15 protein-coding genes are annotated in these 14,984 nt (G+C 70.4%); 8 read left to right on the top strand and 7 right to left on the bottom strand.

All coding sequences use genetic code 11. The annotated features are described in order from the left end of the window. Positions 1-155 precede the first annotated feature (155 nt). The 4 genes from HS104_05775 to HS104_05790 all read left to right on the top strand — a co-directional run bounded on the left by HS104_05775 (position 156) and on the right by HS104_05790 (position 4,252). Positions 156-893, top strand: coding sequence for an FHA domain-containing protein (locus HS104_05775; GenBank protein ID MBE7479479.1), 738 nt, complete (start codon positions 156-158; stop codon positions 891-893). Then, positions 890-2,101: a serine/threonine protein kinase gene (locus tag HS104_05780; protein MBE7479480.1), complete on the top strand. Its 1,212-nt coding sequence runs from the start codon at positions 890-892 to the stop codon at positions 2,099-2,101. The genes HS104_05775 and HS104_05780 overlap by 4 nt, the downstream gene beginning before the upstream one ends. A gap of 127 nt (positions 2,102-2,228) precedes the next feature. Then, positions 2,229-3,398, top strand: coding sequence for a molybdopterin-synthase adenylyltransferase MoeB (moeB, locus tag HS104_05785; protein ID MBE7479481.1), 1,170 nt, complete (start codon positions 2,229-2,231; stop codon positions 3,396-3,398). 206 nt (positions 3,399-3,604) lie between these two features. Continuing rightward, positions 3,605-4,252, top strand: coding sequence for a hypothetical protein (locus tag HS104_05790; protein MBE7479482.1), 648 nt, complete (start codon positions 3,605-3,607; stop codon positions 4,250-4,252). A gap of 6 nt (positions 4,253-4,258) precedes the next feature. Here the strand turns inward: HS104_05790 and HS104_05795 are convergent, their stop codons facing one another. Continuing rightward, on the bottom strand, positions 4,259-5,266 hold the full coding sequence (locus HS104_05795) for a phosphatase PAP2 family protein (GenBank protein MBE7479483.1): 1,008 nt from the start codon (positions 5,264-5,266) through the stop codon (positions 4,259-4,261). Positions 5,267-5,432: 166 nt separating this feature from the next. Then, positions 5,433-6,236 (bottom strand): zinc ribbon domain-containing protein, encoded by an 804-nt coding sequence (locus HS104_05800; GenBank protein ID MBE7479484.1) that lies wholly within the window; start codon positions 6,234-6,236, stop codon positions 5,433-5,435. Between the two features lie 118 nt (positions 6,237-6,354). On the opposite strand from HS104_05800, the gene HS104_05805 reads away from it, so the two are divergent. Beyond that, entirely contained in the window at positions 6,355-7,827 is a 1,473-nt protein-coding gene (locus HS104_05805) for a hypothetical protein (GenBank protein MBE7479485.1), read from the top strand. On the opposite strand, the gene HS104_05810 is transcribed toward HS104_05805, so the two are convergent. Further along, complete coding sequence (locus HS104_05810) at positions 7,811-8,407, bottom strand: CoA pyrophosphatase (protein ID MBE7479486.1); 597 nt, start codon at positions 8,405-8,407, stop codon at positions 7,811-7,813. The genes HS104_05805 and HS104_05810 overlap by 17 nt on opposite strands. Before the next feature lie 3 nt (positions 8,408-8,410). Beyond that, positions 8,411-9,547: an acyl-CoA dehydrogenase family protein gene (locus HS104_05815; protein MBE7479487.1), complete on the bottom strand. Its 1,137-nt coding sequence runs from the start codon at positions 9,545-9,547 to the stop codon at positions 8,411-8,413. Positions 9,548-9,639: 92 nt separating this feature from the next. On the opposite strand from HS104_05815, the gene HS104_05820 reads away from it, so the two are divergent. Continuing rightward, positions 9,640-11,385: a DUF2330 domain-containing protein gene (locus tag HS104_05820; protein ID MBE7479488.1), complete on the top strand. Its 1,746-nt coding sequence runs from the start codon at positions 9,640-9,642 to the stop codon at positions 11,383-11,385. On the opposite strand, the gene HS104_05825 is transcribed toward HS104_05820, so the two are convergent. Next, positions 11,376-12,611, bottom strand: coding sequence for a penicillin-binding protein (locus HS104_05825; GenBank protein ID MBE7479489.1), 1,236 nt, complete (start codon positions 12,609-12,611; stop codon positions 11,376-11,378). The two genes, HS104_05820 and HS104_05825, sit on opposite strands and share 10 nt — an antisense overlap. 163 nt (positions 12,612-12,774) lie before the next feature. Here HS104_05825 and HS104_05830 point away from each other — a divergent pair, with 163 nt between their 5' ends. Next, the gene (locus HS104_05830) at positions 12,775-13,107 is read left to right on the top strand and encodes a hypothetical protein (protein MBE7479490.1); all 333 of its coding nucleotides are present in this window, start codon (positions 12,775-12,777) and stop codon (positions 13,105-13,107) included. A gap of 10 nt (positions 13,108-13,117) precedes the next feature. Then, a complete protein-coding gene (locus tag HS104_05835; GenBank protein MBE7479491.1) occupies positions 13,118-13,942 on the top strand; it encodes a hypothetical protein in 825 nt (274 codons plus the stop codon). A 3-nt stretch (positions 13,943-13,945) separates the two neighbouring features. Here the strand turns inward: HS104_05835 and HS104_05840 are convergent, their stop codons facing one another. Continuing rightward, entirely contained in the window at positions 13,946-14,200 is a 255-nt protein-coding gene (locus HS104_05840) for a hypothetical protein (GenBank protein MBE7479492.1), read from the bottom strand. A gap of 5 nt (positions 14,201-14,205) precedes the next feature. Then, positions 14,206-14,925, bottom strand: coding sequence for an AgmX/PglI C-terminal domain-containing protein (locus tag HS104_05845; GenBank protein ID MBE7479493.1), 720 nt, complete (start codon positions 14,923-14,925; stop codon positions 14,206-14,208). Positions 14,926-14,984: the final 59 nt, after the last annotated feature.

Here is a 14,984-nt window from a genome sequence, read left to right on the forward strand (position 1 = left end):
GCGCGCGCCTCACGCTCGACCTGATCGAGTCGAGCGCCTACGCGCCGAGTCGAGCCGAGCTCCAAGCGCTCGCCGCCCGGCTCGAACAGGTCGGGGAAGCCGGGCTCGCCGCGGAGGTGTACGCGCGGGTCGGTGATCGCGAGGCAGAGGCCCGCATGCTGGTCGAAGCCGGCGCCATCGACAGACTCGAGGCGGTGCTCGACTCCGAGCAGGCCCGCGAGCGCGCGGAACGCGAGCGCCTCGCGCTGCACACCCGGGTCGGGGACCTGGCGTTGAGCGGCGCGCGCCGCGAGGCGCTGGCGGTCGGAGGTGACCTACGAGAACCCGACGCTCGGGTCGCCGACCTGCTGAAGTCCATCCAGCTACGCCGGATCTCGCTGCCACGCGTGCGCCTCTCGCTCGGAGGCGAGACCCTCGACGTGATCTTCGGCGACGAGGTCACCCTCGGGCGTGCCGAGGCCACGCTGGTGATCGCTTCGCCGGCGGTGAGCCGGACGCACCTCTCGATCCGGCGCAGCCCGGAGGGGCCGGAGGCCGTGGATCTCGGCTCGCGCAACGGCACGCTGCTCGCCGGTGCACGGCTCGGCGCGCCCGTGCGCGTGGGACCGGGCCTCGAGCTCGAGCTGGGTGGTGAGGTGCGCGTAGAGCTCACCCCCTGGCAAAACGGCGGCGTGCGCATCGCCTATGCCTCGGAGGTGGTGCACGCGCCGCTCGGGACGCTCGAGCTCGACGGCTGGAAGCTCTCGGCGGCCGACGACGGCTGGCTGGAGCTCGAGCTGGGTGCGCCCGCTCTGCTCGACGCGCTGGCGGTCCACGGGGTGATCCAGCTCTTGCGTGGCGATCGACTGCGGCGCAGCGTCGACGGTCCCGTGCTGCTCGAGGTCGTCGAGTGAGCCTCTGGCAGCGTCTCAAGCGACGGCTCGGCGGAGCGCCCGAGCCAGCGGAGCACGCGCCACCAAGCGTCGAAGCGGCGCCGGCGCCGGCGCCACGGGTCGAGGCCGAGCTCCCCCCGCTCGCCGCGCTCGCCCGCGGCGACCAGGTCGAGGAGCGCGTCGCGCTCGGCGAGCTCGAGCGGGCGCGGGGCACGAGCGGCGAGCGAGCGGCGCTCGGGTTCGTGGAGGCAGCCGCCCAAGCCGGGCTCGCGACGGAGAGCTTGCGCACGCGAGCCGCGGAGCTCCTCCTTTCGCGCGGCGAGCCCGGGCGGGCGCTCGCGCTCCTCGGCGGCGCGAGCTCCGCGGCGGCGTTGCTGCTCGCGGCCGACGCCAGCGCGGAGACGGGTGAGGTGGCGCGAGCGCTCACGCTGGTGGAGCGAGTCCTGGCCCGCGACATCGACACCCCCGGGGCACGCGAGCGCCACGAGCGCTGGCGGCGCGCGCTCGGCGGCAGGACGCCGGCCCTGCGCTCGGCGCTCGCCGAGCCGACGCTGCTTCGGGCCGAGGCTCCCGAGACCTCGCTGCGCATCGTCGCCGAGGCGGGGCGCGGCGGCGCCGGCACGGTGTTCGAGGCCATCGACGACGCGCTGGGCCGGCGCGTCGCCCTCAAGATCTACCATCAGCCGGAGCGCGAGCGGGACAAGCTCGCGCGCGAAGCGCGGACGGCGGTTCGGCTCGCGGGCGCCGGCGTGGTGCGCGTCTTCGACGTGGATCTCGCGCGCGGCCTCCTGGTGATGGAGTGGCTCGCGGAGGGATCGCTCAAACAGCGCATCGCCGCCGGCGACGCGGCGTACCTCTCCCCGATCGAACGCTGGCTCACGCCGCTGGTGCGCGCGCTCGGGCGCGTGCACGCCGCGGGGCTCGTGCACGCCGACTTGAAGCCCGCCAACGTGATGTTTCGCCAGCCCGACGAGCCCGTGCTTTCCGACTTCGGGCTGGCGCACCGCGCAGAGGAGGTGGTGGTCGGCGGCAGCGTCGGCTACATGAGCCCGGAGCGAGTCCGCGGTGGCAGCGTCGGGTTCGCGGAGGATCTGTACGGCATGGGTAGGCTGCTCGAGGACGTGCTCTCGGTGGTGGAGGCGGATGCCCGCTGGCGGAGCCTCGCCGACCGGCTGCTCACCGCGGCGCCCGAGCTGGGCGATGCCCGAGCGCTGCTCGCGCTGCTCTGACGCCCTGGAGCCGTGGTAGAGAGCCGACTCGGCCGGGCGGCTTGACAGCCCCGGCCCAGCGCCAATACTTCGTCCTGATAATTGTCGCATCGGAATAGTGCGACATTTAGTGGAGTCCCCCGGAACCATGCCGAAAACCTACAGCGACCTGTTCTCCGAAGTGCGCTCGTCGATCCGCACCCTCGGCCTCGACGAGCTGCGCGAGAAGCTCGAGCGGCGCGCCGACTTCACCCTGCTCGACGTGCGCGAGAAGGACGAGGTGCGCGGCGGCTTCATCCCCGGCGCGCTGCACGTCCCGCGCGGATTCCTCGAAATGCAGGCGGAGCAGAAGCTTCCGGACAAGGGGCGCGAGATCGTCGTCTACTGCGCGGGCGGCATCCGCAGCGCGTTCGCCGCCAAGACGCTGGCCGAGCTCGGCTACACCAACGTGTGGAGCGCCAACCCGGGCTTCGTGCGCTGGAAGGATCTCTCTTATCCGATCGAAGAGCCGGCGCAGCTCAGCCCCGCGCAGCTCGACCGCTACTCGCGCCACCTGCTCCTGCCGGAGGTCGGCGAGCGCGGACAAGAGAAGCTCTTGAAGTCCCGCGTGCTCCTGCTCGGAGCCGGCGGGCTCGGCGCTCCGGCGACGCTCTACCTCGCCGCCGCCGGCGTGGGCACGCTGGGGCTGGTGGACGCCGACGTGGTGGACGCCTCCAACCTGCAACGCCAGGTGATTCACACCACCTCGCGCGTGGGCACGCCCAAGGTCGACAGCGCCGAGAAGACAATCAACGAGCTGAACCCAGACGTGAAGGTGGTCAAGTTCCAGGAGCGCCTGACCAGCGAGAACGTCGATCGCATCTTCGGTCAGGGCTGGGACGCGATCATCGACGGCTGCGACAACTTCCCGACGCGCTACCTGGTGAACGACGCCTCGCTCTTTCACAAGATCCCCGTCGTTCACGGCTCGATCTTCCGCTTCGACGGTCAAGTCACGACCTTCGCGCCCTTCGTCGGGCCCTGCTACCGCTGCCTCTACCCCGAGCCGCCGCCGCCGCACCTGGCGCCCTCCTGCGCGGAGGCCGGCGTGCTGGGGATCTTGCCGGGGATCATCGGCACCCTTCAGGCCACGGAGGCCATCAAGCTGATCCTGGGCAAGGGCGATCCGCTGGTCGGACGGCTGCTCACCTACGACTCCATGCGCATGAGCTTCCGCACGCTCAGGCTCCGCCGCGACAAGAGCTGCCCGGCCTGCGGCGAGTCGCCCACCATCAAGGGCTACGTGGACTACGAGGGGTTCTGCGCGAACGTGCGCTGAGCGCGACTTGGGCAGTCTTGCCATGATTTGCCGGACGGCGCCGGGTGCGTGCGCCGCCGGACCATTGCCTGTTGCCGGTTGCCTGTCCCCTGGCCCCGGTTGAACGGCGGGCTGCGCCGCCGTTTGCGGACGATGGCCTTCCCTTTCCGACAGGCGCCCAGGATCTGGGCCTGTAAGCTGCCGCGGCGTCGGGCGTTGTCCCGGGCATGACGCGCACTTTCGCCTTGGCCCTGTCCCTCTGTGTCTCCTCCACCCTCGTCGGCTGCAAGAAGAAGGGCGGCGAAGAGTCGAACCTGGGCCCCGGCCCGGCCCCACAGTGTCCGCCGGGGCAGGTCTGGAACGGCCAGGCGTGCGTCGCCCAAACGGCGCCGCCCCCCACCGCCACCACCTCGACGGCCCCGCCGCCTCCTCCAGTTCCGACCGCGACCGGCGGCCCCTCCGCCACTCCGCTGGACGCCGCCAGCGCAGGCGCTGCCGCCCAGGCCCTCGACGTGCTCGCCAAGCAGAGCGCGCCCGGCGCCAAGGCCGTCGGCGGCACGATGCTGGCCGGCAACTTCCAGCAGGGCCAGATCCTCGAGACGACCTTCAACGCCCAGCCAGGGAAGTGCTACTCGGTGGTCGGCGCGGGCCTGCCCAACGTGCAGAACCTGGACCTTCAGCTGGTCGCCCAGACGCCGCTGCCGGGGCTCGGCTCACCGGTCCTGGCGACCGACCAGACGGCCGCGCCCAACGCCGTCCTGGCGCCTCACCCGAACTGCTGGAAGTGGGCCTTCCCGATGGCCGCGCCGCTCAAGGTCGTGATGACGGTGTCCGCCGGCTCCGGAATCGCCGCCGCGCAGGTTTACGAGAAGTGAGGCTGGCTAGGCTTTCGTGCGCCGGAAGCGCGGCCAGGACTCCGAGAGGCCCGCCGCCGCGCGGCGCTCGAGCTCCCAGGCCGTGACCCGCACCGAGACCAGGTACGCGACTGTCGCGAGCACCAGGCCGGCGATCACGTCGATGACGTAGTGCCAGCGCAGGAACATGGTGGCGCCCACGATGTTCACCGCGCAGAACGTGGTCACGGGCCAGCTCGCCTTGAACGGCAGCTTGTCGCGGTGGCGGAAGCTGAAGAGCGCGAGAAACGTCGGCGCCGCGGTGTGCAGCGACGGGAAGATGTCCATCTGCGAGCCGCCGGAGGCCACCGTCGCCATGACCAGGTCGCGCCACATGCCGTGGGGCAGCGGGTTCGTGAGCTGATCGGACAAAGCCAGGTAAGGCCCGTAGCCGGGGACGAGCATGTAGACCACGTGCCCCACGCAGAAGACCACGAGCATGCCGAGGGCGAACTCGCCGAGCTGCCGCGCGCTGCGCGAGAACAGCAGAATCGGGATGACGTGGATGGCGAGCAGGAAGAAATAGCCGAAATAGAAGAAGGCGAACCACTCCGTCGTCACCGGGGTGACGATGGCGTCCATGGCCACTGCGGGCTCGAAGCCGAACAACCTCAAGTCGAGCTGGTAGAGCGGGTAGTCCACCGTGGTCGGGTTGACCAAGGGCAGCAGGCGCGCGAGGAAGAAGTAGCTGAGCTGGACCGTGCCGTAGAGGGCGAAGCGGTACATCAGCGGTGCCCAGAAGCCGTGCTTGAGCAGGCCGCCGCGCACCAGCACCAGCGTCACGACCATGAACGCCAGGAGCGAGCCCATGCGAATCGCCGAGACCCGTTGGTCGTGCGACGGCTCGCAGCGCAGCGCGACCGCGGTCAGGATCACCAGGAATACGAAGACCAGCCAGTCGTGTCCCGTGAGCTCGCGCAGCATGCGGCGCACGAAACCAGTGGGCTCCGTCGCGTCGGCGCGCGTCAGGTACAAGCTCTGGTGGTCGATGGCCATCGCTCGTCTCGGGCTCGCGTTTTCTACAGCGGATCCCATACCACCCGCCAGTCCGACGCGCCCGCGCCGACCTCGCTCGTTGAGCGCGCTTGCGCCCAGCCGCCGGCGCGAATTGGGCTACGCAGGAGGGAAGAGTTTTTCGCGGTAGGGCGAGCCGCTCTGGATTTCACGGCTTTGGTGCGCGCGCGCGGGCCAGCTCTTCCGCCTCTTCTTGCTCCGGCGGCGCGGCCTCTTCCTCCGGCTCCTCGAGCGCCGGCTCGACTCGCAGCCTGGACGAGTAGGCGATGTCGCCCTCGTCGGTGACCCGGGCGTGGATGAAGTCCTCCGCGCTCAGGTGGGCCAGGACCTGCTCCGCACGCTCCACGTCGATGCGCATCAGCTTGGCCAGGTCGTCTGCTTCGAGCTCCTTGCCGGTGTGCGTGAGCACGTCGGAAGCGACCAGGCTCCAGGCATCGTCGAGCAATCGGTCGCGCTCCTTGGCGTGACGCTTGGCTCTCTGCCAGGCCAGCGCCGCGACCACGAACGGGAGCAGGCTCATGCCGAGCATCGCCAGCGAGGTGAAGAGACCCGGACCGAACGCCACGACCAGGAGCGTCATCAGCAACGAGAGCACCCCGAAGCCGCCGACGACGCCCGCGGCGACCGCCCACGCCGCGCGGGCGAAGTGCGCCTTCTTCGCCTTCGCGAGCACCGGCACCTCGCGGCCGGTGCGGACGATCTCCCGGCTGTCCACCGGGATGCGCGGGCCGCCGCAGACCCGACAGCGAAAGCGCAGCGGCTCCGCCGGCTCGACGTCGGCGACCGAGCGACAGTGCGGGCAGCGGTTGGCCTCACCGTAGGCCGCGCCGCACTGCTCGCAGCGGAGAGAGTCGGACAGCGTACCTCCACACACCTTGCAGCGGCCGCCCGGGGCGGGTTTGCCGGCAAGCACGGGGTTTTGCGCGTTCTCTGGCTCTGCTTCTCGACTCATCGACGGCCGCGACAAGCCTAGTTCAGCGCGATTGTCCCCGCGAGGGGCCTCCAGGCCCCGGTGGCCCCGGGGCGGCTGGTTTGACGGGCCCGGGTGTGGGGCCTATCCTCGAAATCCGGTGGTCAACCCGCGACGCCTCCTCGCGCTCGCTCTCGGGGTGGCGATGCTCTGGATCGTCGCCTGCGCCGAGAACGTCGGTGTCGACGACAAACCGAGCGGCACGGGCGGCGATGCGTCCACGGATGGCTCAGCCGGCACGGGAAACAAAGACGGCGGCGTGGGCGCCAACGACGGCGGCTGGCCGACCGGCGGCTTCGGCAATCCCTGCACCAAGAACAGCGACTGCGGGACGGGGTTCTGCATCGACGTCGGCAAGAGCCAGCCCAAGCAGGTGTGCGTGGTGCCGTGCACCGCGGGCAAGGCTTGTCCCTCCGGCGGCTACTGCACCTTCCATGAGGAGCACGGCTTCATCTGTGTCCCGGACGCCGACAACCAGTGCGCGAAGTGTACCGTGGACGGCGAGTGCCCGCTGATCGGCGACAAGTGCACGCCGTCGCCCAAGATCGACCGCTTCTGCGCGCGCGACTGCTCCTTCGACGACCAGTGCCCCACCGGCTTCGAGTGCGTTGCGGTGGGCAGCTACCCGCCCGGCATGCCGCCGCCCGACGGGGGGGTGGCCGACGCGGGCTCCGGGGGCAAGCCGGCCAAGATGTGCGTCCCGAGCGGGGGCGAGAGCTGCCCCTGCAACAGCAAACGCGACGGGGTGAAGCGCCGCTGCACCCAGACCAACGGCTCGGTGACCTGCGAGGGGACCGAGACCTGCAACGGCGCGACCCAGAAGTGGGAAGGTTGCACCGCCAGCTCCCCGCAGCCGGAGACTTGCGACGGCGCCGACAACGACTGCAACGGCACACCCGACGACGGCACGGCCACCCAGCTCTGCCCGGGCACGGTGCCCCACGCCACGCAGAAGTGCAGCTTCGGCGCCTGCGAGATCGACTCGTGCGACACGGGATGGGCGGCCTACCCGCCGGGACCGACCACGAACGGCTGCGCCTGTCAGGTCGACGCTGCGGAGCCCGGCAACAACACCTGCAGCGCCACCGCCAGCTCGGCGGGCAGCGTCACGGACGCCAACACCACGCCGCTGACGCTGAAGGGCACGCTGAGCTCCGACAGCGACGTGGACTGGTGGAAGTTCGACACCGTGGACAGCGACGAGACGACCACCAACAGCTACCACGTCCACATCGAGTTCTCGGCCCCGGCCACCAACAACGAGTTCGTGTTCGACGTGATCCGGGGAGGCAGCTGCGGCACCCCCGACGCGAAGCACTCGGACTTGACCAGCTACGACTGGTGCGTGGATGGCACCGGCACCGTCGGCGGCAAGACCGTCGGGGAGAAGTCATGTGGAGCGACCGCGCCGATCCACTGCGGCCCCCACACCAAGCCCTACCTCTTGCGCGTGCGGCGCAAGTCGGGCGCCACCGCGAGCTGCACGCAGTACACGCTGACGGTGACGGCCAAAGGCGGCCCGGCCTGCGACTTCACCCAGGCCTGCGACCCGCAGATCAACGAGACGCCCTGACGCGTTCGAGCAACGAGTCGAGCATGCGGTACGTGAGTCCCCAGACCACGCGGCCCTCGACGTCCCAGGCCGGGAGCTCGAGCTTCTGGCCGTCGAGCACGTAGTCCACCTTGGCTCGGCCCTCGCCCCGGGCCAGACCGCTGAGCGGCGCCCACAGCGCCTCCACGACCTCGTGATTGGGGCGGAGCTCCACGCTGCCCAAGAGCTCGAAGACGAACGGCGCGATGGTCAGCCCGACTCGCCTCCCGCGGGCGACCGCCGGCAGCGGCTCGAGCGCGCCGAGCAGCTCCGCGGAGCGCTCGAGATCGAGCCCCACCTCCTCGAGCGTCTCGCGCCGCGCGGTGGCGAGCAGGTGGGCGTCCTCCGGGTCGAAGCGACCTCCGGGAAAGGCCATGTGACCGGACCACGGATCGCGCTCGTGCTCGGCGCGCCGGATGAGCAGGACCTCGGCGCCAGTCGGGCCCGCGCGGAGCACCGCAGCGACCGCCGCATGTTTGCCGTCCTGCCCCGGTCGGGGCGGTTCGGCGTCGGGCGACAGCGCGCGCCGGATGTGTGGAAGCTCGACTCGGGACAAGGGCAGGGGCTACCGGAGGATCTCGCGCGCGATGACCATGCGCTGGATCTCGCTCGTGCCCTCGTAGATGGTGGTGATGCGCACGTCTCGCAAGTAGCGCTCCACCGGAAACTCGCGGATGTAGCCGTAGCCGCCGTGCACCTGCATGGCGCGATTGCAGACGCGGTTGGCGGCCTCGCTGGCGAAGAGCTTCGAGATCGAGGCCTCCTGCGTGAATGGCACCCCCTTCTCCTTGAGCGCTGCCGCGCGCAGGCACAGGAGCCAGGCCGCGTCGAGCTCGGTCCGGCTGTCGGCCAGCATCCACTGGATGGCCTGGAAATCCGCGATCGGCCGGCCGAAGGCCCGGCGCTCCTTGGCGTAGGAGACGGCGGCATCGAGCGCCGCCGTGCCGATGCCGATGGCCTGCGAGGAGATGCCGATGCGGCCCCCGTCCAGGGCCATCATCGCGATGCGGAAGCCCATGCCCTCCTCGCCGAGCAGGGCGTCCTTCGGCACGCGGCACTCGTCGAAGGTGAGGGGCACCGTGTTGGAGCCGCGCAGGCCGTGTTTGTTCTCCGGGCGCCCGACCGAGAGCCCGGGCGTGCCCTTCTTCACCAAGAAGCACGAGATCCCTTTGGAGCCCGCGCCCCCCGTGCGCGCCCAGACCACGAACAGCCCGGCGTAGCCCCCGTTGGTGATCCACTGCTTCTGCCCGTCGATGACCCAGCCGTCGTCGGTCTTTCGCGCGGCGGTGCCGAGGCCGCCGGCGTCGCTGCCGGCGCCGGGCTCGCTGAGCGCGAAGGCGCCGGTCAGATACTCCCCGCCCGTGAGCTTGGGCAGGTGCTCCTGGCGCTGCGCCTCGTCGCCGAAGGTCTGCACGACCTCGCCGACCATGTTGGTGACGGCCATGGTCACGGCGGTCGAGGCGCACGCCCGCGCGACCTCGCGCATGGCCAGCGCATACGCGACCACCCCGGCTTCCGCGCCGCCGTAGCGGCTGGCTACGTTCACGCCCAAGAGGCCTTGCTCGGCCAGCCCTCTCACGGTGTCGGCCGGGAACACGCCGCTTCGGTCGAGCTCGGCCGCGCGGGGAGCCACCACCCGCGTCGCGTAGTCCCGCGCCGCCCCGGCGACCATGTCTTGCGTCTCGTTCAGCTCGAGGTCCATGCCGGCCGAGCTTCTACCACGGGCGCGTTGGGCTGGCAGGGCCGGAGAAATCCCGGTCGCTTGGCACGCCCTGGTGATTTAGGCTTCGCGCGATGCACAAGCTCCGTACCACCGTCGCTGCCTCGCTCCTCTCCGCTCTCTTCACGGCCAACCCGCCGAGCGCCCAGGCGTTTCCTGGTTTCTACGTGGGGAAGAAAGAGAGCGTCGGGACGGCGCACGCGGCACACGTCGCGGTGATGCCGAAGGGGGACACGACGATCGTCAGCGTGATGCCGGACTACGAGGGATCCCTCGAGCCCTTCGCGCTGGTGATGCCGGTGCCGGCGGACGTGACGGCGGACAAGGTCAAGACGCTCAAGCGCGAGTTCGTGGACCGCCTCGAGATGTTGACCGCACCTCGCTTCATGGAGTTCTGGGAGATGGATCCTTGCGATCCGGGTCCGCTCGAGCAGGAGTGGGAGCGCTCCAAGCTCGCCAGCGCCGATACCGCCTTCCTGGGCGGCGGGCAGGTCGGTGGCGAGAAGAAGGTGCCGAAGGAGATGCTCGTCACCGTGGAGTCGGAGTTCAAGGAGGGCGAGTACACCATCAGCGTGCTCGGCAAGGATCAGGCGGCGGACCTGGCCGGGTTCCTCAAGGGCAAGGGCTACGTGCTGACGGACAAGGGCGCCGCGGCCATCAAGCCCTACGTCGACGCCGGCATGAACGTGATCGTGGCGGAAGTGGACACCAAGCGCGTGGAGCTGGTCGGCGGCGAGCGCGCCTCGCTCTCACCGATCCGCTACGTCACCCAGACCGCGGTGACCAAGATCCCGTCCAAGCTCGGCTTGGTGAACCTGGACAAGAAGCAGGAGCTCTTCATCTACGTGCTCTCGCCGGACCAGCGCTACGAGGCGAAGAACTACGGAAACCTCTTCCCGCCCACGAACATCAGCGTGGACTTCGCGGTCAAGGAGCGCATGGGCGAGTTCTACGGCGCGCTCCACGACATGATTCAGCAGAAGGAGCCCAAGTCCTTCCTGGTCGAATACGCCTGGCCGGCGGAGGGTTGCGGGCAGCCCTGTCAGAACGAGCCGCTCCTGCCCCACGAGCTGTTGAGCCTGGGCGGCGACGCGCTCGAGGAGCTGGTGCCCGAGGCGGAGCGCAATCCGCAGCCACCCGAGCTCACCGAGGCGGAGAAGAAGGCGCAGGACGAGGAGCTCAAGGCGCTCAAGCCGGCGGAGCGCCCCAAGGCCAAGAAGCAGATGGAGGCCGACCGCAAGGAGCTCTATCGCCGCAAGGCGCTCCTGGCGCGACAGAAGTACGTGCTCACGCGCCTGCACCACCGCTACGACGCGTCGAACCTGCCGGACGACCCGGAGATTGGACCGGCGGGCCACATCGCTGGCGGCGCCACCATTCCCAAGGGCCAGAAGATGGAGATCTCGACCGAGGTGAAGCCGGCCGACAAAAGCCAGATGCAGACGCGCTACAACAACTTCCACCCCTGGAAGGGCATGATGAAGTGCGACCAGCCGGAGCGCTGGCGCTGGGGTAAGCCGCCGCGCGAGTACCGAGGTCTGCGCAAAACCTGGGTCGCCGCGGATCTGACGCGCAAGGACCGCAAGCAGATCGACCCGGCGAAGGTCGTGCTGACGCCGATCCAGTCCCTGGGCCTGACCGGCGCCCCGGTGGGCGGCGCGGAGGACGCGGGCGCGGACGCCGGAACCGCCGCCCCAGCCCCGAAGAAGGGCTGCGGCTGCAGCACGCCGGGCGCTCCGGAGACCGGCGCGCTCGGCACGTTCCTCGGCCTGGTGGCCCTGGGCGGCGTGGCGCGTCGCCGCCGCACCAATCAGCGCTGAGCGCGCGGACCGCGAGCCACGCGCGCTGCCGGGGCGGGGTCGGCGAAGGGATCGCTCACGCCCCGGCGGCCGTGCGCGTGGAAGTAGGCGCGCAGCATGTCCCGAGCCACCTCGTTCGCCTTGCGGCGCCAAGCACCGCCGTTCACGAGCAGCACGCTGACCACGACCTCGGGCTTCTTGCTGGGCGCGAATCCGGTGAACCAGCTGGTCGTCGGCAGCTTCGGGCTCGGCTGAAGGGTGCCCGTCTTCCCAGCGACGCGCATGTGCGGCAAATAGGCGCGGCCGGTCTCGTCGCTGAAGACCTCGGCCGACGTGCCTTCGCGAGTCGTGACCTCCATCATCTTGGTCAGCCGGCTCGCCGTCCACTCGTCGGTGACCCGGCCGAGCATCTCGCGGGTCTCCGGCGCCTCGAAGTCTCCGCTCTTCCGCACCAGCCGGAGGCGCATGCGCCGTCCACCGCTGGCGACCGTGTACGAGAGCTGTGCGGCGCCGAGCGGTGACAGGGTGCTGCCGGTGAAGCCAGCCGCCGTCCGCGCGAAGTCGAGGTCACCGTAGGGGAGCGTGAGCGTCCCGAGCGGCACCCGCGCGTCGAAGGGCAGCTCTCGATTGAAGCCGTAGCGTCGAGCCGTGTCGCCGAGCTCGTCCCGGGAGAGGTGAGCCGTCGCGAGCTGGGCGTAGGCCGCGTTGCGGCTGTGTCCCAGCGCGATCCCGAACGGGGAGCAGATCACGCGACCGGAGCGCGGAGGCTCCAGGTGGCGCCGCTCGATGCGGTGGGTGCCACCGGACGTGCAGACCTCGGTCTTGGCGTCCACGACGCGCTGCTCGAGCAAGGCGGTGGTGGTCACGAGCTTGAAGACGCTGGCCGCGGGCTGCCGCGACGCGAGCAGCACGCTGCCGGCAGCGCCGCCCTTGCGCGAGGACTCCGCGAACACGAGCAGGCGTCCGCTGCGCGCGTGGACCAACGTGATGGCGCCCTCGAGCGGTCGCGCCAGCGCGAGCAAGCGGCGCGCCGCGCGTTGCAGGTTCGGGTCCAGCGTCAGCTCGGCGTTCTCGCCGTTGTCGAGAGGAGCCGTCGCGGTGTCGTCGCCGAGCTGGAGGCGGCTCAGGTCGACGCTCGGGCGCGCGCCGTCGTCGGCGCGTACTCCGCGGGGGAGCAGCACCACCAAGCCAGCGATCGAGAGCACGCCGGCGGCACCAGAGAGCATCTGGCAGAGCTTCCTCTGCACGCTCGCACTCGTACGATTCGCGTGCGGCAGTGGCCAAGTTGTCGCAGCGCCAGCGCTTCTCGAAGAGGTTCGATAACCGGCAGCATGTGGGTGGATGTGCGTGTGAACTTGGCCCGTGCTGGGCCTGCGCCTCTACGATCCCAGCCGAGGACGGAGGTTTTTCATGGAACGTCGCGTGGGCCTACGAGGCCGTACGGATTTCGGGGTCATCGCGCACGACGGCATCCTGGTCTCGCGCTGCCGGGGGATCGAGATATCGCCGACCGGCATCATCGTGGATCGGGGTCGCACGATCGGAGCGCATCACCAGGGCTTGCTTCAGAGGCTGACTCTGACGCTGCCCGAGCGCATCCACCCCATCACCGCCTGGGCTCGCCCGATTTGGTCGCGGGGCAGTCAGCAGGCCTTCCGGTTCGTGCGCATGTGCGACGCAGATCGGCTCACCCTGGCGGAGCACCTGGACGTCCTGACGCTGCGCGGCGCCCTGGTGGCGTGAGGAGAATGCCATGAACCCGACATCGAACCTCGCGCTCGCAATGCTCGCGTCGCTCGCCCTGGGTGCCTGCATGGTCCCAGCCACCCGCTACGAGGAGGCGCGCTCGGCCATCCTGGTGGAGCAGGAGGCTCACCGCCGCACGCAGTCGCGCCTGAGCGACGTCAGTCGCAAGCTGGACGAGCTCCACGCCTCGCTCGCCGAACGCGAGAAGAAGCTCGAGCGCCTGGAGGCGGATCTGGCGGAGGAGAAGCTCGCGGCGGAAGTGGCTGGGACCGAGCGCCGCTTCGCGACGGAGATCGTCGAGCAGCTTCGCGGCGAGCTGGGCCGCACGGGCGATCACCTGCGGGAGCTCGCCGGAGAGAAGTCCAAGCTGGCGCTGGCGCTGGACGCGGCCGAGGAGCGGGCGCGCCAGCTCGGCCAGTGCGAGGCCGAAGCGGCCGACAACGCGGCCATCGCGCGGGACCTGGCCTTGGCCCTCGGGCCTCAGATCAAGAGCGGCGAGGTCGAGCTCGCGGTGGTCGAGGGCAAGCCGCTGATCCGGATTGCTTCGTCCGAGCTCAGCGGCGAGGTCGTGCAAGAGATCGGCCAGAAGGTGGTGGGCGCGCTGGCGAACGTGACGCAGCGTCATCGCGCGAGCCGGGTGAAGATCCGCGAGACGGGCGCCGACGTCGCGGCGGAGGAGTCCGCCAAGCGCTTGCGCGGCGTGAGCGACGCACTGGTGAAGGCGGGCCTGGGCTCCGCCCGGGTGGAGCTCTCGCCCGCCGCCGAGCCGGGCAAGGGAGCTGCGATGCTGGAGCTCAGCGTGTTCAGCGCCGACGACGCGCCGAGCGACTGACGCTCAGCGGGCCGAAGGCACGAAGCTCACGGCGATCTCGCGCACGGAGTCGGGATCGCCGCCCCGCGGCGCAGGCAGCGCCGAAAAGCGCGGGTGCGAGCGCAACACGCCGAACAGCGCGCGCACGAGCTCGGGCTCGAGCTCGCGCTGGAAGCGCTCGTACCAGGCGTAGCCGTCCTCGTCGCCGTCGTAGTCCGGGTCGAAGCTGGCGGAGAGATGGATGCGGATGGTGAGCTCGCGCTCCTCGAGGTGGATCATGGGGTCTAGAGCTCCACGCTCACCTTCGCCGGCCAGCTGCCCGGCGAAGGGAACTTCGTGCCCTTGATCACCTCGACCAGGCAGTCCACGGCCGCCTCGCCGGTCTCGTCCGGAGGCGTGACCCCGGCTGCCAGGACCTTGCCGGTCTGGCTGACGTACAGCGTGGCGGTGAACGAGCCCGCGCTGCTCCCCTTGCACTTCTCGATCTCGGTGCTGCGCGAGCCGAGCGCGCCGCTCGCTTTTTCCCCGTCCCAGTCCGTGGGCGGGCGCACGTCGTTCGGCGGATCGAAATCGAAGCCCTTTCGCGCCAGGCCCACCAGGCCGCCGACCGGCGCAGGCCACTCCGCGGCGCGCAGCGCGTCGAGCATGCACTTCTCCGTCTCCCGGTCGCCGAGCGACGACTTCTCCAGGTGCGCGTGGGCGACCTTGCCGTGTTGGTCGATCTTGACGAAGAAGGCCACCTGGCCCCCGATGAACTCCACGCGCTTGGCGCCGGAGTCCAGGCAACGCGAGAGGCTCTTCACGCGGCCCGCGAACGCCTTCTCGACCTTGCTCTCGTCGAGCGCGCCGATCTCGGCTGAGACGTCCAGGGTGCTGCCGGAAGGCCCCTCGCGGTCGTCCTCGACGGGCTTGCCCGCGGTCTTGGGCGGGGGCTCGCTGCCGCCGCAGGCGCCGAACGCCAAGATGAACCCGAGGGCCAAGGCCAGACTGTGCACGATGCGCATGGGAGACCGTCGGTTAAAGCAGCTTTCGTCCCGGCGGAAAAGGGGAGGAGCGCACCCGC

The organism is Polyangiaceae bacterium, from assembly GCA_015075635.1.
Lineage (GTDB): Bacteria > Myxococcota_A > Polyangia > Polyangiales > Polyangiaceae > JADJKB01.

Coding starts and splice junctions, on each gene's coding strand:
- HS104_05840 (MBE7479492.1), bottom strand. CDS start 14,200: ATGATCCACCTCGAGGAGCGCGAGCTCACCATCCGCATCCATCTCTCC.
- HS104_05795 (MBE7479483.1), bottom strand. CDS start 5,266: ATGGCCATCGACCACCAGAGCTTGTACCTGACGCGCGCCGACGCGACG.
- HS104_05845 (MBE7479493.1), bottom strand. CDS start 14,925: ATGCGCATCGTGCACAGTCTGGCCTTGGCCCTCGGGTTCATCTTGGCG.
- HS104_05775 (MBE7479479.1), top strand. CDS start 156: ATGCTGGTCGAAGCCGGCGCCATCGACAGACTCGAGGCGGTGCTCGAC.
- HS104_05800 (MBE7479484.1), bottom strand. CDS start 6,236: ATGAGTCGAGAAGCAGAGCCAGAGAACGCGCAAAACCCCGTGCTTGCC.
- HS104_05820 (MBE7479488.1), top strand. CDS start 9,640: ATGCACAAGCTCCGTACCACCGTCGCTGCCTCGCTCCTCTCCGCTCTC.
- HS104_05815 (MBE7479487.1), bottom strand. CDS start 9,547: ATGGACCTCGAGCTGAACGAGACGCAAGACATGGTCGCCGGGGCGGCG.
- HS104_05835 (MBE7479491.1), top strand. CDS start 13,118: ATGAACCCGACATCGAACCTCGCGCTCGCAATGCTCGCGTCGCTCGCC.
- moeB (MBE7479481.1), top strand. CDS start 2,229: ATGCCGAAAACCTACAGCGACCTGTTCTCCGAAGTGCGCTCGTCGATC.
- HS104_05830 (MBE7479490.1), top strand. CDS start 12,775: ATGGAACGTCGCGTGGGCCTACGAGGCCGTACGGATTTCGGGGTCATC.
- HS104_05790 (MBE7479482.1), top strand. CDS start 3,605: ATGACGCGCACTTTCGCCTTGGCCCTGTCCCTCTGTGTCTCCTCCACC.